Raw genomic sequence first — 22398 nt, 5'->3', positions numbered from 1 at the left:
GGTGGAATCCGGGACCTGCGGCGCCGTCGACTGACTCGCGATGGGCGGGACACTAGCCGAGGCAAACCACGTTGTTCAGCCGTGCTTTGGTCGTCGTGCTTTGGTCGTCCGACCTTCGGAGTCCGCACAAACCCGGAGGCGCGTTCACCCTGTTTCGAGGCCGGGCTTCGCAGGCTGGTTAAGAAATCGTAAACTCCCCGACCAGATGCGGCGGCATCGCGTTCGGAGTGCGTTTCCCATGAGAATCCTGTCAGGCCTGGCCGCCGCCACGGCCCTTTTGTGCTGTGCCGGTGCCGCCCACGCCTTCGATCGGGCCTCCGGCCCCATGGGCGGCGGTGCCTTCGGCGGCCTGAACCGCCCCGGCGGGCCCGGCTTTCCGGTGATGAACCGGCCGAATCTTCCGCATCACGGCGCGCTGCTCGGGCGCCGCTGGAGTCCGCTCGGCGTGTATGCGGGCGCCGGCTGGCCGTGGTGGGGCCCGGGCTGGGGCCAGGCGCCCTCGGTCACCAACGTGATCGTCAACGTCGGAACGGCCCCATCCGGGCCGCCGCGGCTGCCGACGGCGGCCGACCTGCCGGTGAAGCCCGGCTACGTCACGACGAGCGGCGAGGCGCCTGCCTTCGTCGTGCTCAGCGGAGCGGCGACCGCGCCCGCGCCCTCGGTCAGCGTGGTCGAGCGCGCCGAGCCGCGGACCGACATGGTCGGCACCGCGCGCATCGTGCGGATCGGGGACGGCTTCACGGCCGAAGCGACGACCAACCCGCGCATCATCGTGGTGTCGCAGCCCTGACGGGCGTCAGGGCTTGCCGGCGAGGGCGGTCGTGACCGCGTAGAGCGACACGGCCGCAGCGTTCGACACGTTGAGGCTTCGGATCTTGCCCGGCACGTCGAGCCGGGCGAGGGCGTCGCAGCGCTCCCGGGTCAGCCGACGCAGGCCCTTTCCTTCCGCACCGAGCACGAGGGCGACCGGCGGGCGCGCCACGGCGCGAGCCAGCGTCTCCTCGCCATCCGAATCGAGACCGATGCGCCAGAAGCCGCGCTCGCCGAGCACCGCGAGCGCCTGCGCGAGGTTGCCCACGACCACCAGCGGAACGTGCTCCAGCGCGCCCGACGCGGTCTTGGCGAGGACTCCGGTCGCCTCGGGGGAGTGACGCTCCGTCATCACGAGGCCCGTCGCGCCGAAGGCGGCGGCACTGCGCAGGATCGCGCCCACGTTGTGCGGGTCCGTGACCTGGTCGAGCATCACCACGACGCCGTCGTCGGGAAGGTCGTGCAGGCCGAGCGCGGGGAGGTTGTCGACCTCGGCCGCCACGCCCTGGTGCACGGCGTCGGGACCCAGCAGCCGCGTCAGGTCGTCGCCCGACACGACCGTCGGGGCGGGCTTCATCCCGCCAGTGAGTTCGGCGAGCCGGGGGGCGGCGTTCGCGGTGACGTAGACTGCATGGACGACGCGCCGAGGGTTGGCGATCGCCTCTGCCACCGTGTGGAACCCATAGAGGATGGGCCGCCCGCTGCGGGGGATGCCGGCGCCGCGCTCGCCGTCGCCACGGGGACGGCGCTCCGGTCCGGCCCGGCCGGCGGGCTCGCGATGCCGCTCCGGGCGGCGGTCGGCGTCGCGGGGATCCCAGCCGGCCCCGGCGGGGTCGGGCCGGTCGCCCGGGCGGCGGTCATGGCTGCGGCGGCGTCGGGTCATCGCGGTCTCCGGCGCCGGTGTCGCACGGGCCCGCCGCGAGGGCAACGGACATGATCCGCCGGGCAAATTCCGGTTGACTTCGCAGGGGCGGGTCACCATAAGACCCGGCACGCGCCGGGCCGCCTCACAGGGCGGCTCTTTCGCGACGGGATCCGGTCAGGCCGGTCCCGCGGACTGGGACGGGGGAATGTCCCGAGCGGCAAAGGGGGCGGACTGTAAATCCGCTGGCTAAGCCTTCGTAGGTTCGAGTCCTACTTCCCCCACCAGCCTTCGCCAGTTCTTCCTTCTGCAGGAACTGGGGCCTCGGCTCGGCGAGCCGCGGGCGAGACGAGACAGGCCGCAGCGCACATCCAACAACGAAAACGCCGCCCGAACCGCTCGGGTCCGGACGGCGCTTGGCGCTGCGTGGGCCGCTCAGGCGAGCTTCGCGTCGAGCGTCACGTTGATCGCGCCGAGCGCGCGGGAGACGGGACAGGCGCCCTTGGCCTTGTCGGCGAGCTCGGTGAACTTGGCCGGGTCGATGCCGGGCACCTTGGCGACGAGCGTGAGCGCGCTGCCGGTGATGCCCGTGCCGGGGATCAGCTCCACCGCCGCGGTGGCGTCGAGGCTCTCCGCCGGCGTGCCGTTCTCGGCGAGGAAGTGCGAGAGCTGCATCGCGAAGCACCCTGCGTGGGCGGCGGCGATCAACTCCTCCGGGTTGGTGCCGGAGCGGCCCTGCTCGTCCTCGAATCGCATCTTGAACGTGTAGGGCTGGCCCGAGAACACGCCGCTCTGCAGGTCGAGCGTGCCGCCGCCGTCCTTGAGCGTTCCCTTCCAGATGGCCCGTGCTGTCCGCTTCATGCTGTCCTCCTTGATGCGGGGGTCGAGGTGGGCCAAGAGGTAGTGCATCCTTCCCCCGCGGTCGACCCGGAGACGACGATGACGCCCGCCACTGTTCCGAACGTGATCTTCCACACGCGGGTCCGAAACGACGCGCTGGGCGGCCCCAACCCGTTCGAGTGGAAGGACGTGTCCAGCGACGAGATCTTCGCCGGCAAGCGTGTCGTCCTGTTCGCGCTGCCAGGCGCCTTCACCCCTGCCTGCTCCGAGGCGCACCTGCCCGGCTACGAGCGCCACTACGACGACTTCGTCGCGCTCGGCGTCGACCGGGTGGTGTGCCTGTCGGTGAACGATGCGTTCGTGATGTACCAGTGGGCGCTGAGCCGGAACGTCGCGAAGGTATTCATGCTGCCGGACGGCAATGGCGACTTCACCCGCCAGATGGGGATGCTGGTGCTGCGCACCCACCAGGGGATGGGCCTGCGCAGTTGGCGGTACTCGATGCTGGTGGAGGACAAGGCCATCGTGAAGATGTTCGTCGAACCGGGTTTCCAGGACCTGCCGACCTCCTCGCCTCTGCAGGTGTCGGGCGCCGAGACGATGCTGGAGTACCTGCGGACGCGGTGAGGGGTGGGCCGGCAGGCCTCCCTGTCCAAGTGCTCCGAGGCTCATGCCCGGCTTCCTTCCCCCTTGCGGGGAGGCGCAGGGGTGGGGCCACTTGACCGAAGGGAGGGGCGGCGACCGGCTGGGCGGGGTCGAACATCCACGCCTCGGCACGACCCCCACCCTTGATCCCTCCCCGCAAGGGGGAGGGAAGGGCGCCTCGCTTGATGGGGTTGCGCCTTGCTCCGGGGCACCAGCAGCCGGCCATTGCCAACTCCGCCCGGACGCGGCATATCTCTGGCCGCGGGCGGGTGTAGCTCAATGGTAGAGCAGCAGCCTTCCAAGCTGAATACGAGGGTTCGATTCCCTTCACCCGCTCCATTTTCTCTTGAAGTCATTCGTTTTCGCCCGGGCTCGGCCCCGGTTCCAGGTTGCCAGGATGTCCCTTTTCCGTCGCCTCGCCGCGCTTTCCGCGGTTCTTCTGCTCTGCGCATGTGTCACGGCCCACACCGTCGATCCCTCGGCGATCCGGTCGTATTTCATCGAGGCGGTCAGCGTGCATGCGCCGCCGAGGGGGGATGGCGATATCGAAGTGGCCGTCCTGAAGGCCGCCGGGCTGGACCCGACGCTTCCGGAAAGCGGCGACTATCTCAGGTCGCCGGCCGGGGAAGCGGCGGTGAGTGCCGTCGTGGCCGAACAGATCCGCGGCGAGTTTGCCCGCATCGTGAGCCCCAAGTTGACGGGCCCCGCGAAGGCGAAGCTCGAGGTCAAGGTCATTTCGGTGGATGTGCCGTCGGCCGTCCGCCGGATCATCATCGGCGGGCATCCCAATCTCGTCGCAGTCGTCACGCTCGTCGACAGCAAGACGGGGCGCCCCGTGGTCACCTCGCCCAACCTCAGCGTGTCCATGCCGTCCGGGCAGGGAGTTCTTCTGGCGCCCCTCCACGCCCTGGGGGAGGCCGCGGTGGGCGCTCGTCCGCCGATCGTACGGTTGGCCGACAAGCTTGCCGAGGAATACGTGGAGTGGCTGCTCAAGGCACCTTGAGCGGGCGACCAATCGGCCTCACGCCATCAGCGGCACCCTTGCCCTTTGCCGTAAAACCCCCTATCTCCGCGCGCGTTTGGAGCCAGCCGGCGCGGCCGGCCGTTGAGGACTGAGAAAAGGCGATGGCCAAGGAAAAATTCTCGCGGACTAAGCCGCACTGCAACATCGGGACGATTGGTCACGTCGACCATGGCAAGACGTCGCTGACGGCGGCGATCACGAAGGTTCTTGCCGAGACGGGTGGTGCGACGTTCACGGCGTACGACCAGATCGACAAGGCTCCCGAGGAGAAGGCGCGCGGGATCACGATCTCGACGGCGCACGTCGAGTACGAGACGACGAACCGCCACTACGCGCACGTCGACTGCCCCGGCCACGCCGACTACGTGAAGAACATGATCACGGGCGCGGCGCAGATGGACGGCGCGATCCTGGTGGTGTCGGCGGCCGACGGCCCGATGCCGCAGACGCGCGAGCACATCCTGCTGGCGCGCCAGGTGGGCGTCCCGGCGCTGGTGGTGTTCATGAACAAGGTCGACATGGTGGACGACCCCGAGCTTCTCGACCTGGTCGAGCTCGAGGTTCGCGAGCTTCTGTCGAAGTACGACTTCCCCGGCGACGACATCCCGATCGTGAAGGGCTCGGCGCTGTGCGCTCTGGAGAACCGTTCTCCGGAGATCGGGCATGACGCGATCCTGAAGCTGATGGCCGAGGTCGACCGGTACATCCCGCAGCCGGACCGCCCGAAGGACCAGCCGTTCCTGATGCCGGTCGAGGACGTGTTCTCGATCTCGGGCCGCGGCACGGTGGTGACGGGCCGCATCGAGCGCGGCGTGGTGAAGGTGGGCGAGGAAATCGAGATCATCGGCCTGAAGCCGACGATCAAGACGACGGTCACGGGCGTCGAGATGTTCCGCAAGCTGCTCGACCAGGGCGAGGCGGGCGACAACGTGGGCTGCCTGCTGCGCGGCACGAAGCGCGAAGAGGTGGAGCGCGGCCAGGTTCTGGCCAAGCCCGGCTCGGTGAAGCCGCACACGAAGTTCAAGGCGGAGGCGTACATCCTGACGAAGGAGGAGGGTGGCCGTCACACGCCGTTCTTCACGAACTACCGCCCGCAGTTCTATTTCCGCACGACGGACGTGACGGGGATGGTGAAGCTGCCCGAGGGCACCGAGATGGTGATGCCGGGCGACAACGTGACGATGGAGGTCGAGCTGATCGCCCCCATCGCCATGGAGGAGAAGCTGCGCTTCGCCATCCGCGAGGGTGGCCGCACGGTCGGCGCCGGCGTCGTCGCCTCCATCATCGCCTGAAGACAATCGGTGATTGAGAATCGGCGGCTTGCAGCCGCCGATTCGTGGTCGAATCGCGTGCACGGACGGAGAAAGGGAGCATTGCGCTCCCCTTTTTCGTTTCGAGCATGGTTTTCCGACTGACCCGGTGGGACCTCACCATCCTCGCCGCCCTTGCCGCCAGTTTCGCCGTCGGTATCGGCCTCGGCTGGTGGCTGGCGGTGGAGCGTGCCCCGGCGACGGTCGCCGCCGCGGCCGCGGTGCCGCCGCGGGCGGCCCGGCTCGAGGATCCGACGCTCCCCCTCAAGACCCTGCTCGGCACGGGCCGCTATGCCGCGATGGTCGACAAGTGGCCGGAGGTCGAGCCCGCTCTGCGGATCCCCTGGGCGCGCGACCTGCTCTTCGGCGGGGGGACCACGGCGGTGGCGTCGCCGCTGGTGCGCGACCTGTGGACTGCGCGCCCCGGGGACGGGGCGGGGGCCGACCCGAAGACCGCCGCGGTCCAGGTCCTGTTCTACGCGCTCCTGCGTGTCCGCATCGACGGCGAGCACTGCCGAGACACGTCCGGCCCGGGCGACCTGGTGCGCGACATGCTGGCGGAGTTCCGTCCGGTGCTCCGCCACGCCGAAGGTTTTCCGGTGGACCTTCGACGGCAACTGGTCATGGAGGCGTCGGGCCGCGAGAGGGCAACCGCGAGCGTGCGCGGTCCCGACCGCTATCCCTGCTCGAAAGGGCGGCTCACCTCACGTTCGGATCTGTTTCTCCCCGAAAATCTGGTTGCCGGCCGGTTGGACAGGGCGCGGGACGCGGCCGTGCGGGAGCTTCTGGGTGGCGAGCGGCGAGGCGGGTCGTGACGCTTGCCAATCCCGGCAGGTCGTGCCAATAGCCTTGCCGCGGCGGCCGGAAGTGTCGCCTGCGCCTGCGGCGGAGGAGTGTAGCTCAACTGGTTAGAGCACCGGTCTCCAAAACCGGGGGTTGGGGGTTCGAGTCCCTCCACTCCTGCCATCGCCCGGGCCCCTGATCCGCCGGTCGTGCCAGACGGCGGCGACCCCCGCACCCTCCGGGTCCGGGGGTTCATTTTTGCCCGGCGCCGGCCGCGCTCCTGCCGCGGCGTCCCTTGACCCCCGGCGCGGTTTCCCGTAAGCGAACGGCTCTTCCCTGCAATCGAACGGTGCCGGCGGTGACCCCGCTCCCGGGCGCTTGGTCGGAAGGCCGGGGCGGCGAGACCGCCCGCTCATGACAGCGATGGACGCCGATGGCGAGGACAAGTCCTTTCGAATTCCTCCAGCAGGTCCGGGCCGAGGCCGCGAAGGTCACCTGGCCGACCCGCAAGGAGACGCTGGTGACGACCGCCATGGTTTTCGTCATGGTCATCGTGGCGAGCATTTTCTTCCTGTTCACGGACATGATCATCCGCTGGGTGATCGGGCTCGTCCTCGGCATCGGACGCTAGGAGAACCGCCATGTCCATGCGCTGGTACATCGTCCACGCCTATTCGAACTTCGAGAACAAGGTGGCGCAGTCCATCAAGGACCAGGCCGCGCAGCGCGGCCTTTCCGAGAAGTTCGAGGAGGTCATGGTCCCGACCGAAAAGGTCGTGGAGGTCCGCCGGGGCCGCAAGATCGACACCGAGCGGAAGTTCTTTCCTGGCTACGTGCTGGTGAAGTGCGACCTGACCGACGACGTCTATCACCTCATCAAGAACACCCCGAAGGTCACGGGCTTCCTCGGCACCGACAAGAAGCCGATGCCGATCCCGGATCGCGAGGCCGAGCGGATCAAGGGGCAGGTCGCCGACGGCGTCGAGCGTCCGAAGCCCTCCGTCTCCTTCGAGATCGGCGAGCAGGTGCGCGTGTCGGACGGACCGTTCGCCTCGTTCAACGGCACCGTGGAGGAGGTCGACGAGGGTCGTGCCCGCCTCAAGGTGGCGGTGTCGATCTTCGGCCGCGCCACGCCGGTCGAGCTCGAGTACGGCCAGGTCGAGAAGGTCTGAGGCCGCCTCAGGGCGCCCCGGTCCGGTTCGCGAGATGATTCCGGAAAGGCCGGCAAGCTGCCGGCCTTTCTTCGTTTTTCCGTCATCGTCGATGCTGCCGCCGACCACGCGGCCGGCGGTGCGTGCCGGGGATGCACGGCGCTTCCGGATTGGCCGCCTTGCCTTGGCCGGCGGTTTCGGCTAGGACGCCGCGTCCGCCATCGGGCGGAAGGGCTCTTGGCCCGTTCACTGCGGGAGGCATGCCGGTCGCCAGCCGGGGTCCGTGCCGCACCGCAACCTGCAAACCCGGCACGGAAGGGTCATGAGCCCGGCCGTGCCAGCCGTCGTTCCGGAAAGCGTGATCTTTCCTTGCGCCGGCGATCTGAGGAGCAGCCATCATGGCAAAGAAGATCACGGGCTACGTGAAGCTTCAGGTGCCGGCCGGCGCGGCGAACCCGTCGCCCCCGATCGGTCCCGCGCTCGGCCAGCGCGGTCTCAACATCATGGAATTCTGCAAGGCCTTCAATGCGCGCACCGCGCAGATGGAGAAGGGCATGCCGATCCCGGTGATCATCACCGCGTATCAGGACCGCTCCTTCACCTTCGAGATGAAGCAGCCGCCGGTCACCTACTTCCTCAAGAAGGCGGCCAACCTGAAGCTCGGCAAGAAGCCGGCCTCGGGCCACAAGACCCCGGGCCGCGGCTTCATCGGCAAGGTGACGAAGGCGCAGATCGCCGAGATCGCCAAGGCGAAGATGCCCGACCTGAACTGCGACACGGTCGAGTCGGCCATGGCGATGATCGAGGGTTCCGCCCGTTCGATGGGCCTGCAGGTGGTGGAGTAAGGCGATGGCGAAGATGGCAAAGCGCGTCCGCGCCACCCGTGACGGCATCGACCGCACGAAGCTCTATCCGCTCGCCGACGCCGTGAAGCTCGTCAAGGAGCGCGCGACGGCGAAGTTCGACGAGACGATTGAGGTCGCGATGAACCTCGGCGTCGACCCCCGCCACGCGGACCAGATGGTCCGCGGCGTGTGCAACCTGCCGAACGGCTCGGGCCGCACGGTCCGCGTCGCGGTGTTCGCCCGCGCCGGCAAGGCCGACGAGGCGAAGGCCGCCGGAGCCGACATCGTCGGCGCCGAGGACCTGGTCGAGCGCATCAACGCCGGCCAGATCGACTTCGATCGCTGCATCGCGACCCCGGACATGATGGGCCTGGTCGGCCGCCTCGGTAAGGTGCTGGGCCCGCGCGGCCTGATGCCGAACCCGCGCGTCGGCACCGTGACCCCTGACGTCGCCGGCGCCGTGAAGGCGGCCAAGGGCGGCGCCATCGAGTTCCGCGTCGAGAAGGCCGGCATCGTGCATGCTGGCGTCGGCAAGGCGTCGTTCGACGCCGACAAGCTGGTCGAGAACGTCCGCGCCTTCGCCGACGCGGTCGCCAAGGCCAAGCCGACGGGCGCCAAGGGCACCTACATCCAGCGCATCGCGATCTCGTCGACGATGGGCCCCGGCCTGAAGATCGACCCCTCGTCGGTCACCGGCACCCAGTCGGCCTGACCGGCACGCCAGCAAGGCGGAATGGATCAGAAGGCCCCGCCGAGGCGGGGCCTTCTTCATTTCTGGGGCTTTCTGTTTCGTTTCTCCCGGCGAGCCACTCAGGGCGTCGTCGACGGGCCCGGTGTCCTCGCCGCGAGGTCCGCCAGCACGTCGACATGGATGTCGAGCGCGTCGATGACGGGATATCCGGGATCGATGCCGTCGAAGGCGAGGTTCAGGTCCGTCCCGGCGAGGACGATCGCCTCCGCTCCGGCCGCGACCATCCGGCGCCCCGCGTCCACGAACAGGTCTCGCTGCTCCTGCGTGCATACGCCGGCGACGGCCACCTCCTGGTAGGTCTGCCCCAGCGTCTCGATCTCGTCGTCGAGAGCGATGGCCTTCGTGCGCGCCAGCTGCCCATAGAGTCGGGTCCTCATCACGACACGGGTGCCGAGGAGGCCGACACGGCGAATCCCGTGGGCCACGAAGTGGGCGTCGAGCGGCTCCACCCCGGAGACGAGCGGCAGCGGCGAGAGTTCCGCCAACTCGCGGTAGCAGAAGTGTGCCCCGAGCGAGGTGAGGGCGGCGCAGTCGGCGCCGGCATCCCGCAGGCGCTCCACGAGCGGCAGGAAGGCACGGGCCTGCTCTTCGCGACGGTCGGCAAGGTTGTTGCGGATCAGTTCCTGGATGTCGCCGTGGACGATGGTGAGCTCCAGCCGCCCCCCGTGGCGGCTGGCAAACGCCGCGGTCAATCGCTGGTAGTAGACGACCGTCGCGGCAACGCCGATCCCGCCGATAAGCCCGAGATGCATGCCCGTCCTCCCTGTGCGTTCGACGAGCCCCCGGTCCGGCTTACGACCCTCGGCCGCCCGCGACAATCCCGCATTTTCGCGCCATCGCTCCGAACCCGACCGGGCGCCGGGACCTTTGCCGCGTCCGCCGCCCGCGCTAGGCTCGCGGCCTCCTCGGGCGGGAAGCAGGCGATGGCGAGAGCGGGCAGGGTGGCGGCGCTGGTGGCAGCGGTCGTCGTGGCGGCGGCGGGTGCGGCCGAGGCGAAGTGCACGCGCGGCGACTACCGCGTCGTACCCTCCCGCAACGACACCGCGACGGTGGAGATGCAGGCCTCCAGCGGGATGGACTGCGTGATCCGCATCGCGACCACGCGGCGGTTCACGGTGACCGGCCGGCGAATCGTCGAGAACCCGGCGAACGGCAAGGTCAGCCTCGAGGGCGAGACCGCGTTCTACCGTTCGCTGCCGGGCTTCAAGGGACAGGACCGCTTCGTCGCCGAGCTGACCGCGCGGGGCACTGACGGCGAGGGGACCTCCCGCATCATCGTCAACGTCACCGTGGACTGAGCCGCCGAAACCCAAGGCCGAGCCTCCGCTCTCCGACTTGCAACGCGACACGCCGTCGCTATGTAGGCGCGGTCGACAACAAGAACCCGGTGGGAGGGGTAGACATGGTCGTCACGAGACGCGGTGTGATTGCGGGCCTGGCCGGTGCCGGACTGGCGCTGTCCGCCACCGGGGCCTTCGCTCAGGACTATCCGAAGCGCACCATCACGATGGTGGTGCCGTTCGCGGCCGGCGGGTCGACCGACCTCGTCGCGCGCATCCTGGCGCAGAAGCTCACCGAGCAGATGGGCGTGAGCGTCGTCGTCGAGAACCGCGCGGGCGCCGGCGGCAACATCGGCGCCGCTGCCGTCGCGAAGGCCGAGCCGGACGGCTACACGGTCCTCTACGGCACCATCTCGACGCATACGCTGAATCCGCTGATGGCCAAGAAGTCGGCCTACGACCCGGTGAAGGACTTCGAGCCCGTCGCGCTCGTCGGCTCGATCCCGAACGTCATGGTCGTGCACCCGTCGGTGCCGGCGAAGACCGTCTCCGAGCTCATCGCCGCGGCCAAGGCCGACCCGGCCAAGTACAGCTACGCCTCCTCGGGCGTGGCGACGCCGCTGCACCTCTCGGGCGAGATGTTCAACAAGATGGCCGGCACGCAGATGGCACACGTGCCGTACCGCGGTGCGGGCCCGGCCATGAACGACCTCGTGGCGGGCCAGGTGCCCGTGATGTTCGACAACCTTCCGACGTCGGTCGAGCAGATCAAGGCCGGCAAGATCCGGGCGCTGGGCGTGACGACGAAGGAGCGGGTGAAGCAGATGCCCGACATCCCCACGCTCGACGAGCAGGGGCTGAAGGGCTACGAGACCTACTCCTGGCAGGCGGTGTTCGCCCCGGCGAAGACGCCGAAGCCCGTGGTCGAGAAGCTCAATGCCGAGATCCTCAAGGCGCTGAAGGATCCGGCTCTTGTGGCGCGACTCGACGAGCTCACCATGACGGTCACGCCGTCCTCGCCGGACGCGCTCGGCAAGTTCGTCGCTGATCAGCTGGCGACGTGGGCGCCCATCACCAAGGCCACGGGCGTGCAGCTCGACTGAGCGCTCGGGAGGGGATTCCGGGGGAACGCAAGCGTTTCCCCGGATTTTTCCGGACCAACGTGCATCTTGACGGCGGACGGCGACGCTTTCATGCTCTTTCCATGGCTCGCGCTCGACCGCGGTGAAGGCCTCCAGCGTGTGGCGCCCCGTCAAGGTGGCTCCCGCGCCTTCCCCTGTTTTTTTGACTCCTGCCCTTGGCAAGGACGCGGGAAGGGTTTATTGAGCCCTTCATGAGTTCCTCACATCGCCCGCGATGCGCCCCTTCGGGAGGCCTTCGCATGGCAATGTTTCCGACCGGGTGACTGGTCGGGAAAGGCCGGCAGGCCGAAGGGGTCACCCTTTGGTCGCAGCCGGCCATGTCCTGTCCGAGACTGCAGGTGATCGCCCGTCCGGGCGCTCTTAATGCCGCAAGGGCCTGCACAGACGGGGAAGACCGGGTTTCCCGCGGGGGTTCGCGCCCTCGCGACAGTTCGGTTCGAACCATCACACCGGGTTGCGGCGCGTATGCCCGCCATTCGGGGACAAGGACGTCGGAAGCGTCGCAGCCGGCCGGTTCGCCGGACGGAGGCGGCAAATAGCAACCGGCGGGACATGTGTCCCCGCCAACCGGAGAGAGCCCCGTGGATAAAGCGGCCAAGCGTGAGCTCGTCGGCAGCCTGAACTCGGTCTTCACCGAGACCAGCGTCGTCGTCGTCGCTCACTATGCCGGCCTCACGGTCGCCGACATGCAGAAGCTGCGTGCGCAGATGAAGCAAGCCGGTGCATCGGTGAAGGTCGCCAAGAACCGCCTCGCCAAGATTGCTCTCGAAGGCACGGACGTCGCTTCGATCGGGTCCCTCCTGAAGGGCCCCACGCTGCTGGCCTACAGCAGCGATCCCGTAGCGGCGGCCAAGGTCGCCGTCGACTTCGCCAAGACCAACGACAAGCTGGTCATCCTCGGCGGGGCGATGGGCAAGACCTCTCTGAACGTCGACGGCGTCAAGGCCCTGGCCACGATGCCGTCCCTGGACGAACTGCGCGCCAAGCTCGTCGGCCTCATCCAGGCCCCGGCGACCAAGATCGCTCAGCTCTCCACGGCGCCGGCGGCCAAGCTCGCCCGCGTGTTCGGAGCCTATGCCAAGAGAGACGCGGCGTAAGGCCGTACCGTCACCGACCCATCGGTTCGAAACCATCAGACTGGAAGAGAGAAAACTATGGCTGATCTGTCCAAGCTCGTCGACGAGCTGTCGTCCCTGACCGTCCTCGAGGCCGCCGAGCTGGCGAAGCTCCTCGAGGAGAAGTGGGGCGTGTCCGCCGCTGCGGCGGTCGCCGTGGCCGCCCCGGCCGCCGGCGGTGGCGCTGCCGCCCCGGCTGCCGAGGAGCAGACCGAGTTCACGGTCGTCCTCGCTTCGGCCGGCGACAAGAAGATCGAGGTCATCAAGGAGGTCCGCGCGATCACCGGCCTCGGCCTCAAGGAGGCGAAGGACCTCGTCGAGGGCGCTCCCAAGCCGGTCAAGGAGGGCGCTTCGAAGGAAGAGGCCGCCAAGATCAAGGAGCAGCTCGAGAAGGCCGGCGCCAAGGTCGAGCTCAAGTGATTTGTCGCGCCGCGATGCGGCGCGCACTGAACCACGCGGCCTAGTGTCGCGTACCGGTCCCGGGGCCATGCGCTCCGGGGCCGTCTTGCCGTCAGGCCCTCCGGAAACGGGAGCATGACGGTTCCGATGGCGCCGTCAGGCAGCGATGCGACGGACACGCCGGTTCCCCACGACGGCCCTACGGGCGAGGGCGTCGATGCGATGGAACGGGCCGGTCCGCAGGAGTGAGGAACGAGATGGCTCAGACGTTCACCGGCCGGAAGCGTGTGCGCAAGTTCTTCGGACATATCCGCGAAGTGGCGGAGATGCCGAACCTGATCGAGGTGCAGAAGGCCTCCTACGATCAGTTCCTGCAGGTGGACGAGCCCAAGGGCGGGCGCCCCGACGAGGGCCTGCAGTCCGTCTTCAAGTCCGTGTTCCCAATCTCCGACTTCTCGGGCTCGTCGCTGCTCGAGTTCGTCAAGTTCACCTTCGAGCCGCCGAAGTACGACGTCGACGAGTGCCGCCAGCGCGGCATGACGTTCGCCGCGCCGCTGAAGGTGACGCTGCGCCTGATCGTGTTCGATGTCGACGCCGACACCGGCGCCAAGTCCGTCAAGGACATCAAGGAGCAGGACGTCTACATGGGCGACATGCCGCTCATGACGATGAACGGCACCTTCATCGTCAACGGCACCGAGCGCGTGATCGTCTCGCAGATGCACCGTTCGCCGGGCGTGTTCTTCGACCACGACAAGGGCAAGACGCACTCCTCCGGCAAGCTGCTCTTCGCCGCGCGCATCATCCCGTACCGCGGCTCCTGGCTCGACATCGAGTTCGACGCCAAGGACATCGTGTACGCCCGCATCGACCGGCGCCGGAAGATCCCGGTGACGTCGCTGCTGTTCGCGCTGGGCATGGACGGCGAGGAAATCCTCGGCACGTTCTACAACAAGGTCCTCTACACGAAGGCCAAGGACGGCTGGCGCCTGCCCTTCAATGCCGAGCGCATGAAGGGCATGAAGGCGGTCACCGACCTCGTGGACGCCGACAGCGGCGAGCTCGTGCTCGAGGCCGGCAAGAAGCTGACGGCCCGCTCCGCACGCCTCATCGCCGAGAAGGGCGTGAAGGCCCTGCGCGCGACGAACGAGGACCTCTACGGCCAGTACATCGGCGAGGACCTCGTCAACCCGAACACGGGCGAGATCTTCGCCGAGGCGGGCGACGAGATCACCGAGAAGTCCCTGAAGGGCCTGATCGAGGCCGGGTTCGACGAGATTCCGGTGCTTGACATCGACCACGTCAACATCGGCCCGTACATCCGAAACACGCTCGCCGTGGACAAGAACTCGTCCCGCGAGGAGGCGCTGTTCGACATCTACCGCGTGATGCGTCCGGGCGAGCCCCCGACCATCGACACCGCGGAGGCGATGTTCCACTCGCTGTTCTTCGACGCGGAGCGCTACGACCTTTCGGCCGTCGGCCGGGTGAAGATGAACATGCGCCTCGACCTCGACGCGGCCGACACGGTGCGTGTACTGCGCAAGGACGACATCGTGGCGGTGGTGCGCGCGCTCGTCGAGCTGCGCGACGGCAAGGGCGAGGTGGACGACATCGACCACCTCGGCAACCGGCGCGTGCGCTCTGTCGGCGAGCTCATGGAGAACCAGTACCGCGTCGGCCTGCTGCGCATGGAGCGCGCGATCAAGGAGCGCATGTCCTCGGTCGACATCGACACGGTCATGCCGCAGGACCTGATCAACGCGAAGCCGGCGGCGGCGGCGGTGCGCGAGTTCTTCGGCTCGTCGCAGCTCTCGCAGTTCATGGACCAGACGAACCCGCTGTCCGAGATCACCCACAAGCGCCGCCTGTCGGCGCTTGGCCCGGGCGGCCTGACGCGCGAGCGCGCCGGCTTCGAGGTGCGCGACGTGCACCCGACGCACTACGGCCGCATCTGCCCGATCGAGACGCCGGAAGGGCCGAACATCGGCCTCATCAACTCGCTCGCCACCTTCGCGCGCGTCAACAAGTACGGCTTCATCGAGAGCCCGTACCGCAAGGTGAAGGACGGCAAGATCACGAGCGAGGTCGTGTACCTCTCCGCCATGGAGGAGGGTAAGCACTACGTCGCCCAGGCAAACGTGAAGGTCGACAAGGCCGGCAAGCTCGTCGAGGACCTCGTGGTCGTGCGCCATGCCGGCGACGTGATCACGGTGCCGGTCGAGCGCGTCGACTACATGGACGTGTCGCCGAAGCAGCTCGTGTCGGTCGCCGCCGCGCTCATCCCGTTCCTCGAGAACGACGACGCGAACCGCGCCCTCATGGGTTCGAACATGCAGCGCCAGGCGGTGCCGCTCGTTCGTGCCGACGCCCCGTTCGTGGGCACGGGCATGGAGGCGGTCGTCGCTCGTGATTCCGGCGCAGCCATCGCGGCCCGCCGCGGCGGCGTGATCGATCAGGTCGACGCGACCCGTATCGTCATCCGCGCGACGGAGGAGCTCGACCCCTCCAAGTCGGGCGTCGACATCTACCGCCTGATGAAGTTCCAGCGCTCCAACCAGAACACCTGCATCAACCAGAAGCCTCTGGTGGCGGTGGGCGACGTGGTGCGCAAGGGCGACATCATCGCCGACGGCCCGTCGACGGAGCTCGGCGAGCTGGCGCTCGGCCGCAACGTCCTCGTCGCGTTCATGCCGTGGAACGGCTACAACTTCGAGGACTCGATCCTGCTGTCCGAGCGGATCGCCAAGGAAGACGTGTTCACCTCGATCCACATCGAGGAGTTCGAGGTCATGGCCCGTGACACCAAGCTCGGGCCCGAGGAAATCACGCGCGACATTCCGAACGTGTCGGAAGAGGCGCTCAAGAACCTCGACGAGGCCGGCATCGTCTACATCGGCGCCGAAGTGAATGCTGGCGACATCCTCGTTGGCAAGATCACGCCGAAGGGCGAGAGCCCGATGACGCCGGAAGAGAAGCTGCTCCGCGCCATCTTCGGCGAGAAGGCCTCGGACGTGCGCGACACGTCGCTGCGCGTGCCCCCGGGCGTGCAGGGCACGGTCGTCGAGGTGCGCGTGTTCAACCGGCACGGCGTCGACAAGGACGAGCGCGCGCAGGCGATCGAGCGCGAGGAGATCGAGCGGCTCGCCAAGGACCGCGACGACGAGCTCGCGATCCTCGACCGCAACGTCTACGCGCGTCTCGCCGAGACGCTGATGGGCAAGGTGGGCATCACCGGTCCGAAGGGCTTCAAGAAGGAAACCGAGATCACGCGCGAGGCGCTCGACGCCTCGCCGCGGTCGCAGTGGTGGACCTTCGCGGTGTCCGACGATGCCGTGAACGCCGACCTCGAGGCGATGCGCAAGCAGTACGACGAGGCGAAGAAGGGTCTCGAGCAGCGCTTCCTCGACAAGGTCGAGAAGCTGCAGCGCGGCGACGAACTGCCGCCCGGCGTGATGAAGATGGTCAAGGTCTTCGTCGCGGTGAAGCGCAAGATCCAGCCGGGCGACAAGATGGCCGGCCGCCACGGCAACAAGGGCGTGGTGTCGCGCATCGTGCCGATCGAGGACATGCCGTTCCTCGAGGACGGCACGCATGTCGACATCGTGCTGAACCCGCTGGGCGTGCCCTCGCGCATGAACGTCGGGCAGATCCTCGAGACGCATCTCGGTTGGGCCTGCGCGGGCCTCGGCCGGAAGATCGGCGAAGCGGTGGACGCCTACCGGCGCGCCCATGACATGGGCAAGCTGAAGGCGACGCTCTCCGACGTCTACGGCGACGACGCCACCGTGGCGTCGCTCGACGACGAGGGGCTCGTCACGCTCGGCGAAAACCTGCGCCGCGGCGTGCCGATCGCCACCCCGGTGTTCGACGGCGCCAAGGAGCACGACATCGAGGAGATGCTGGAGAAGGCCGGTCTTGACCGGTCGGGCCAGGTCACGCTCTTCGACGGGCGCACGGGCGAGGCCTTCGACCGCAAGGTGACCGTCGGCTACATCTACATGCTGAAGCTGCATCACCTCGTGGACGACAAGATCCACGCGCGCTCCATCGGCCCATACTCGCTCGTCACCCAGCAGCCGCTGGGCGGCAAGGCGCAGTTCGGCGGCCAGCGCTTCGGCGAGATGGAGGTGTGGGCACTGGAGGCCTACGGCGCCGCCTACACGCTGCAGGAGATGCTGACGGTGAAGTCGGACGACGTGGCGGGCCGCACCAAGGTGTACGAGGCCATCGTCCGCGGCGACGACAACTTCGAGGCCGGCATCCCCGAGAGCTTCAACGTGCTCGTGAAGGAGATGCGGTCGCTCGGCCTCAACGTCGAGCTCACCTCGTCGAAGAAGCCGATCGTCGAGCTGCCGCCCTCCGAGGCGGCCGAGTAACGGCCACGCCGGGGCGCGCCCGTCGCGCGCCCCGTGACGACGGCCGGGCGGGACGTCCGCCCGGCATCCCCGTGACGACATTCAGCGAGGCCACGACCGCGGTGCGGCGGGTCTCCGAGAGAGCCAGGAGAAAGCCATGAATCAAGAGGTCATGAATCTCTTCAACCCCGTGGCTCAGCCCCAGACCTTCGACCAGATCAAGATCTCGATCGCGAGCCCCGAGAAGATCCTCTCGTGGTCGTTCGGCGAGATCAAGAAGCCCGAGACGATCAACTACCGCACGTTCAAGCCGGAGCGTGACGGCCTGTTCTGCGCCCGCATCTTCGGGCCGATCAAGGACTACGAGTGCTTGTGCGGCAAGTACAAGCGCATGAAGTACAAGGGCGTCATCTGCGAGAAGTGCGGCGTCGAGGTCACGCTGTCGCGCGTGCGTCGCGAGCGCATGGGCCACATCGAGCTCGCCGCGCCCGTCGCCCACATCTGGTTCCTCAAGTCGCTGCCCTCGCGCATCGGCCTGCTTCTCGACATGCCGCTCAAGGACCTCGAGCGGATCCTGTACTTCGAGAACTACGTCGTCATCGAGCCGGGCCTGACGCCCCTGAAGGAGCGCCAGCTCCTGTCGGAGGACGAGTACCTGCGCGCGCAGGACGAATACGGCGAGGATTCGTTCACGGCCCTCATCGGCGCCGAGGCGATCCGCGAGATCCTGCGGGCGCTCGACCTGGAGAAGACCGCGGCCGACCTGCGCGTCGAGATCGCCGCGTCCAAGACCGAGCTGAAGCCCAAGAAGCTCGCCAAGCGCCTGAAGATCATCGAGGCGTTCATCCAGTCGGGCAACAAGCCGGAGTGGATGATCCTGACCGTGGTTCCGGTGATCCCGCCGGACCTGCGCCCGCTGGTGCCCCTCGACGGCGGCCGCTTCGCGACGTCGGACCTCAACGACCTCTATCGCCGCGTCATCAACCGCAACAACCGCCTGAAGCGGCTGATCGAGCTGCGCGCGCCCGATATCATCATCCGCAACGAGAAGCGGATGCTGCAGGAGGCCGTCGACGCGCTGTTCGACAACGGCCGGCGCGGCCGCGTCATCACCGGCGCCAACAAGCGTCCGCTGAAGTCGCTCGCCGACATGCTGAAGGGCAAGCAGGGCCGCTTCCGCCAGAACCTGCTCGGCAAGCGCGTCGACTACTCCGGTCGCTCGGTGATCGTCGTCGGTCCCGAGCTCAAGCTGCACCAGTGCGGCCTGCCGAAGAAGATGGCGCTCGAGCTGTTCAAGCCGTTCATCTACTCGCGCCTCGACGCGAAGGGCCTGTCGGCCACGGTGAAGCAGGCCAAGAAGCTCGTCGAGAAGGAGAAGCCTGAGGTCTGGGACATCCTGGACGAGGTCATCCGCGAGCACCCGGTGATGCTGAACCGCGCGCCGACGCTGCACCGCCTCGGCATCCAGGCGTTCGAGCCGATCCTCATCGAGGGCAAGGCCATCCAGCTGCACCCGCTGGTGTGCGCCGCGTTCAACGCCGACTTCGACGGCGACCAGATGGCCGTGCACGTCCCGCTGTCGCTCGAGGCGCAGCTGGAAGCGCGCGTGCTGATGATGTCGACGAACAACATCCTGCACCCCGCCAACGGCGCGCCGATCATCGTGCCGTCGCAGGACATCGTGCTCGGGCTCTACTACCTCTCCCTCATCGCCGACGGCGAGCCGGGCGAGGGCATGGCCTTCGCCGACATGGGCGAGATCGAGCACGCGCTCGCCGCCAAGGCGATCACGGTGCACACCAAGATCAAGTACCGCTTCCAGTCGGTGAACGAGGCCGGCGAGGCGTACTCGAAGATCTACGAGACGACCCCGGGCCGCGCCATGCTCGGCCAGCTGCTGCCCAAGAACGGCAAGGTCACCTTCGACGTCGTGAACAAGCTCATGACGAAGAAGGAGATCTCGAACATGATCGACACCGTCTACCGCAACTGCGGTCAGAAGGAGACGGTCATCTTCTGCGACCGGATCATGTCGCTCGGCTTCACCAACGCGTTCAAGGCGGGCATCTCGTTCGGCAAGGACGACATGCTGGTGCCGGAGAACAAGTGGCCGATCGTCGAGGAGACGCGGGCGCTCACCAAGGACTACGAGCAGCAGTTCAACGACGGCCTGATCACGCAGGGCGAGAAGTACAACAAGGTCGTCGACGCCTGGGCGAAGTGCTCCGACAAGCTCGCGCAGGAGATGATGGCGCGCATCTCGGCCGTCCAGAAGGACGACAAGGGCCGCACGAAGCCCATCAACTCGATCTACATGATGTCGCACTCGGGCGCCCGCGGGTCGCCCGCGCAGATGAAGCAGCTCGCGGCGATGCGCGGCCTGATGGCCAAGCCGTCGGGCGAGATCATCGAGACGCCGATCATCTCGAACTTCAAGGAAGGCCTCGACGTTCTCGAGTACTTCAACTCGACGCACGGCGCCCGCAAGGGCCTCGCCGACACGGCGCTCAAGACGGCCAACTCCGGCTACCTGACCCGCCGTCTCGTCGACGTGGCGCAGGACTCCATCATCACCGAGCGTGACTGCGGCACCGACAACGGCATCCGCATGCGGGCCATCATCGACGCCGGCCAGGTGGTCGCGTCGCTGGCCACCCGCATCCTGGGCCGCACGTCGGCCGAGGATCTCGTCGACCAGAAGGGCGAGATCATCGTCCCGAAGGGCACGATGATCGAGGAGTGGCACATCGAGGGCATCACCGCCGCCGGCATCCAGGAGGTGAAGATCCGCTCGGTGCTGACCTGCGAGACGAAGAACGGCGTCTGCGGCACCTGCTACGGGCGCGACCTCGCCCGCGGCACGCCCGTCAACATGGGCGAGGCGGTCGGCGTCATCGCGGCCCAGTCGATCGGCGAGCCGGGCACCCAGCTCACGATGCGCACCTTCCACATCGGCGGCGCGGCGCAGATCGCCGACCAGTCCTTCATCGAGTCCAACTTCGAGGGCACGGTGAAGATGCGCAACCGGTCCGTGGCGCGGAACTCGGACGGCGACCTGATCGCCACGACCCGCAACATGGCCGTGGTCGTGGTGGGCGCGGACGGCACCGAGCGGGCCGTGCACCGCATCCAGTACGGCGCGCGGCTGAAGGTGGACGAGGGCGACCACGTGAAGCGCGGCCAGCGCATCGCGGAGTGGGATCCCTACTCGCGCCCGATCGTCACCGAGGTCGATGGCACCATCGGCTACGAGGACCTCGTCGAGGGTGCCTCGGTCACCGAGACGGCCGACGAGTCGACGGGCATCACCAAGCGCGTCGTCACCGACTGGCGCACCAACACCCGCTCGGCGGACCTGCGTCCGGCGATCACGGTGATGGACGGCAAGGGCAAGGTGGCCAAGCTCGGCCGCGGCGGCGACGCCCGCTACCTGCTGCCGGTCGATGCGATCATCGCGGTCGACCCCGGCGCCAAGGTGAAGGCCGGCGACGTGGTCGCGCGTATCTCGATGGAGAGCGCCAAGACCCGCGACATCACGGGCGGTCTGCCGCGCGTGGCGGAGCTGTTCGAGGCGCGTCGCCCAAAGGAGGCTGCCATCATCGCCGAGAAGGCGGGCACCATCCAGTTCGGCCGCGACTACAAGAACAAGCGGCGGATCACGCTCACCCCGGCCGACGGCACGGAGGCGGTGGAGTACCTCGTCCCGAAGGGCAAGCACATCTACCTGCAGGACGGGGACATCGTCGAGAAGGGCGACTACATCGTCGACGGCAACCCGGCGCCTCACGACATCCTGGCGATCAAGGGCGTGGAGGAACTCGCGGCCTACCTCGTCAACGAGATCCAGGAGGTCTACCGGCTCCAGGGCGTGAACATCAACGACAAGCACATCGAGGTGATCGTTCGCCAGATGCTGCAGAAGGTCGAGATCGACGACGCCGGCGAGTCCGACTTCCTCCAGGGCGAGCAGGTGGACCGCGTGGAGATGGACGAGGCGAACGAGAAGCTCGTGGCGGAGGGCAAGAAGCCGGCCGCCGGGCATCCCGTGCTGCTCGGCATCACCAAGGCCAGCCTGCAGACGCGCTCCTTCATCTCGGCCGCGTCGTTCCAGGAGACAACCCGCGTCCTCACCGAGGCGGCGGTCAACGGCAAGTCGGACGACCTCGGCGGTCTCAAGGAGAACGTCATCGTCGGCCGCCTGATCCCGGCCGGCACGGGCGCCATGGTGGACCGCCTGCGCGAGATCGCCACGCGGCGCGACGAGCTCATCGTCGCGCAGAAGACGGCGGAGACCCAGATGCCGGCGAACGCGCCGGCCATCGAGGGGCCGCAGGCCGCGGAGTAAACCGCAGCCGCACCGAATCGACGGACGGGGGCCGGGAAACCGGCCCCCGTTTCGCATGGAGGGGGCGTCGTAAGGCGGCCCCACCGCCGGCGAGGGGGAGGGGCCGGACGGCCTTCATGGGCCCTGTACGGGGTCCCAGCGGGCCTCACGGCAGTCTCCCGAGCCTCTCGGGCGCCCCTCTCGTCCCAAAACGAGTCAACTGCTGCAGCTTTGGGGTTGACGGGGGGCGACTCGACGAGTAGAACCCGCGGACTTTCCGGCAGACAGTCGGTTCGTCCCGTCCCGCGCGCCTCGTGCAGGACACTCGGAACCGAGACGCTGCCCGACCGTCACCGACTGCAAAGTCGCACGATTGGTTCATGACCTCGGCTTCGGCTGCGGTCCTCTGATTCAACACGCGCCCCCGGCGGTTCCGCCGAAGGCGCGGATTCGTTTTGCGCGGGTGCCTGCGAGGGCCTCCGAGCATGGCGGAGCAGATCAACCGAGCGAAAGCTCAAGGCTAGCCTGGACTGGAACGAGCGAACGATGCCGACCATTAGCCAGCTCATCCGCAAGCCGCGGACCGCCCAGCGAACCCGGAACAAGGTTCCGGCGCTCGAGGCGTCTCCGCAGAAGCGCGGGGTGTGCACGCGCGTCTACACGACGACGCCGAAGAAGCCGAACTCCGCGCTCCGCAAGGTCGCCAAGGTTCGCCTCACCAACGGGTTCGAGGTCATCGGCTATATTCCGGGCGAGGGC

At 68.0% G+C, this 22398-nt stretch carries 19 protein-coding genes and 3 tRNA genes; 19 read left to right on the top strand and 3 right to left on the bottom strand.

Annotated elements, in window-relative coordinates; translation table 11 throughout:
- The first annotated feature begins 238 nt into the window (after positions 1-238).
- Positions 239-790, top strand: a complete 552-nt coding sequence (locus ACX9GQ_RS14470; RefSeq protein WP_459630259.1) for a hypothetical protein — start codon at positions 239-241, stop codon at positions 788-790.
- Positions 791-796: 6 nt separating this feature from the next.
- Here ACX9GQ_RS14470 and rlmB read toward each other — a convergent pair whose 3' ends face one another.
- Positions 797-1693 carry a 23S rRNA (guanosine(2251)-2'-O)-methyltransferase RlmB gene (rlmB, locus tag ACX9GQ_RS14465; protein ID WP_459630258.1) on the bottom strand — a complete coding sequence of 299 codons (897 nt, stop codon included), beginning with the start codon at positions 1691-1693 and terminating at the stop codon, positions 797-799.
- A 181-nt stretch (positions 1694-1874) separates the two neighbouring features.
- On the opposite strand from rlmB, the gene ACX9GQ_RS14460 reads away from it, so the two are divergent.
- Positions 1875-1959 (top strand) — tRNA-Tyr (locus ACX9GQ_RS14460).
- A 148-nt stretch (positions 1960-2107) separates the two neighbouring features.
- Here the strand turns inward: ACX9GQ_RS14460 and ACX9GQ_RS14455 are convergent.
- A complete protein-coding gene (locus tag ACX9GQ_RS14455; RefSeq protein ID WP_459630361.1) occupies positions 2108-2533 on the bottom strand; it encodes an OsmC family protein in 426 nt (141 codons plus the stop codon).
- 78 nt (positions 2534-2611) lie between these two features.
- Between ACX9GQ_RS14455 and ACX9GQ_RS14450 the strand changes: the two genes are divergently transcribed.
- The 10 genes from ACX9GQ_RS14450 (at position 2612) to rplA (ending at position 8982) form a co-directional block, all read left to right on the top strand.
- Positions 2612-3139, top strand: coding sequence for a redoxin family protein (locus ACX9GQ_RS14450; protein ID WP_459630257.1), 528 nt, complete (start codon positions 2612-2614; stop codon positions 3137-3139).
- 283 nt (positions 3140-3422) lie between these two features.
- A tRNA-Gly gene (locus tag ACX9GQ_RS14445) sits at positions 3423-3496 on the top strand.
- A gap of 58 nt (positions 3497-3554) precedes the next feature.
- Positions 3555-4160 carry a hypothetical protein gene (locus ACX9GQ_RS14440; protein ID WP_459630256.1) on the top strand — a complete coding sequence of 202 codons (606 nt, stop codon included), beginning with the start codon at positions 3555-3557 and terminating at the stop codon, positions 4158-4160.
- 122 nt (positions 4161-4282) lie between these two features.
- The gene (tuf, locus tag ACX9GQ_RS14435) at positions 4283-5473 is read left to right on the top strand and encodes an elongation factor Tu (RefSeq protein ID WP_459630241.1); all 1191 of its coding nucleotides are present in this window, start codon (positions 4283-4285) and stop codon (positions 5471-5473) included.
- 107 nt (positions 5474-5580) lie between these two features.
- Complete coding sequence (locus ACX9GQ_RS14430) at positions 5581-6306, top strand: hypothetical protein (RefSeq protein ID WP_459630255.1); 726 nt, start codon at positions 5581-5583, stop codon at positions 6304-6306.
- Positions 6307-6380: 74 nt separating this feature from the next.
- Positions 6381-6457: transfer RNA gene (locus ACX9GQ_RS14425), tRNA-Trp, on the top strand.
- A 250-nt stretch (positions 6458-6707) separates the two neighbouring features.
- A complete protein-coding gene (secE, locus tag ACX9GQ_RS14420; protein WP_459630254.1) occupies positions 6708-6905 on the top strand; it encodes a preprotein translocase subunit SecE in 198 nt (65 codons plus the stop codon).
- A gap of 10 nt (positions 6906-6915) precedes the next feature.
- A complete protein-coding gene (gene nusG / locus ACX9GQ_RS14415; protein ID WP_459630253.1) occupies positions 6916-7446 on the top strand; it encodes a transcription termination/antitermination protein NusG in 531 nt (176 codons plus the stop codon).
- Positions 7447-7823: 377 nt separating this feature from the next.
- Entirely contained in the window at positions 7824-8270 is a 447-nt protein-coding gene (gene rplK / locus ACX9GQ_RS14410; RefSeq protein ID WP_459630252.1) for a 50S ribosomal protein L11, read from the top strand.
- Positions 8271-8274: 4 nt separating this feature from the next.
- Positions 8275-8982, top strand: a complete 708-nt coding sequence (rplA, locus tag ACX9GQ_RS14405; protein ID WP_459630251.1) for a 50S ribosomal protein L1 — start codon at positions 8275-8277, stop codon at positions 8980-8982.
- A gap of 98 nt (positions 8983-9080) precedes the next feature.
- On the opposite strand, the gene ACX9GQ_RS14400 is transcribed toward rplA, so the two are convergent.
- Complete coding sequence (locus ACX9GQ_RS14400; protein ID WP_459630250.1) at positions 9081-9773, bottom strand: aspartate/glutamate racemase family protein; 693 nt, start codon at positions 9771-9773, stop codon at positions 9081-9083.
- 171 nt (positions 9774-9944) lie between these two features.
- On the opposite strand from ACX9GQ_RS14400, the gene ACX9GQ_RS14395 reads away from it, so the two are divergent.
- The 7 genes from ACX9GQ_RS14395 to rpsL form a co-directional block, all read left to right on the top strand.
- Positions 9945-10319, top strand: a complete 375-nt coding sequence (locus ACX9GQ_RS14395; protein WP_459630249.1) for a hypothetical protein — start codon at positions 9945-9947, stop codon at positions 10317-10319.
- A 104-nt stretch (positions 10320-10423) separates the two neighbouring features.
- Entirely contained in the window at positions 10424-11404 is a 981-nt protein-coding gene (locus tag ACX9GQ_RS14390; RefSeq protein ID WP_459630248.1) for a Bug family tripartite tricarboxylate transporter substrate binding protein, read from the top strand.
- A gap of 620 nt (positions 11405-12024) precedes the next feature.
- Positions 12025-12540, top strand: coding sequence for a 50S ribosomal protein L10 (gene rplJ / locus ACX9GQ_RS14385; RefSeq protein ID WP_459630247.1), 516 nt, complete (start codon positions 12025-12027; stop codon positions 12538-12540).
- A 57-nt stretch (positions 12541-12597) separates the two neighbouring features.
- Positions 12598-12978, top strand: a complete 381-nt coding sequence (gene rplL / locus ACX9GQ_RS14380; RefSeq protein WP_293868884.1) for a 50S ribosomal protein L7/L12 — start codon at positions 12598-12600, stop codon at positions 12976-12978.
- A 236-nt stretch (positions 12979-13214) separates the two neighbouring features.
- Complete coding sequence (gene rpoB, locus ACX9GQ_RS14375) at positions 13215-17336, top strand: DNA-directed RNA polymerase subunit beta (RefSeq protein ID WP_459630246.1); 4122 nt, start codon at positions 13215-13217, stop codon at positions 17334-17336.
- A gap of 136 nt (positions 17337-17472) precedes the next feature.
- Positions 17473-21660: a DNA-directed RNA polymerase subunit beta' gene (gene rpoC, locus ACX9GQ_RS14370; RefSeq protein ID WP_459630245.1), complete on the top strand. Its 4188-nt coding sequence runs from the start codon at positions 17473-17475 to the stop codon at positions 21658-21660.
- A 525-nt stretch (positions 21661-22185) separates the two neighbouring features.
- Positions 22186-22398, top strand: a 213-nt coding sequence (rpsL, locus tag ACX9GQ_RS14365) for a 30S ribosomal protein S12 (protein WP_459630244.1), incomplete at its 3' end; no start/stop codon positions are given.

The sequence above is a fragment of the Alsobacter sp. R-9 genome (assembly GCF_054612375.1).
The sequence above is the reverse complement of the archived record's forward strand: the minus strand, read 5'-3'. Positions and strand labels throughout refer to the sequence as shown.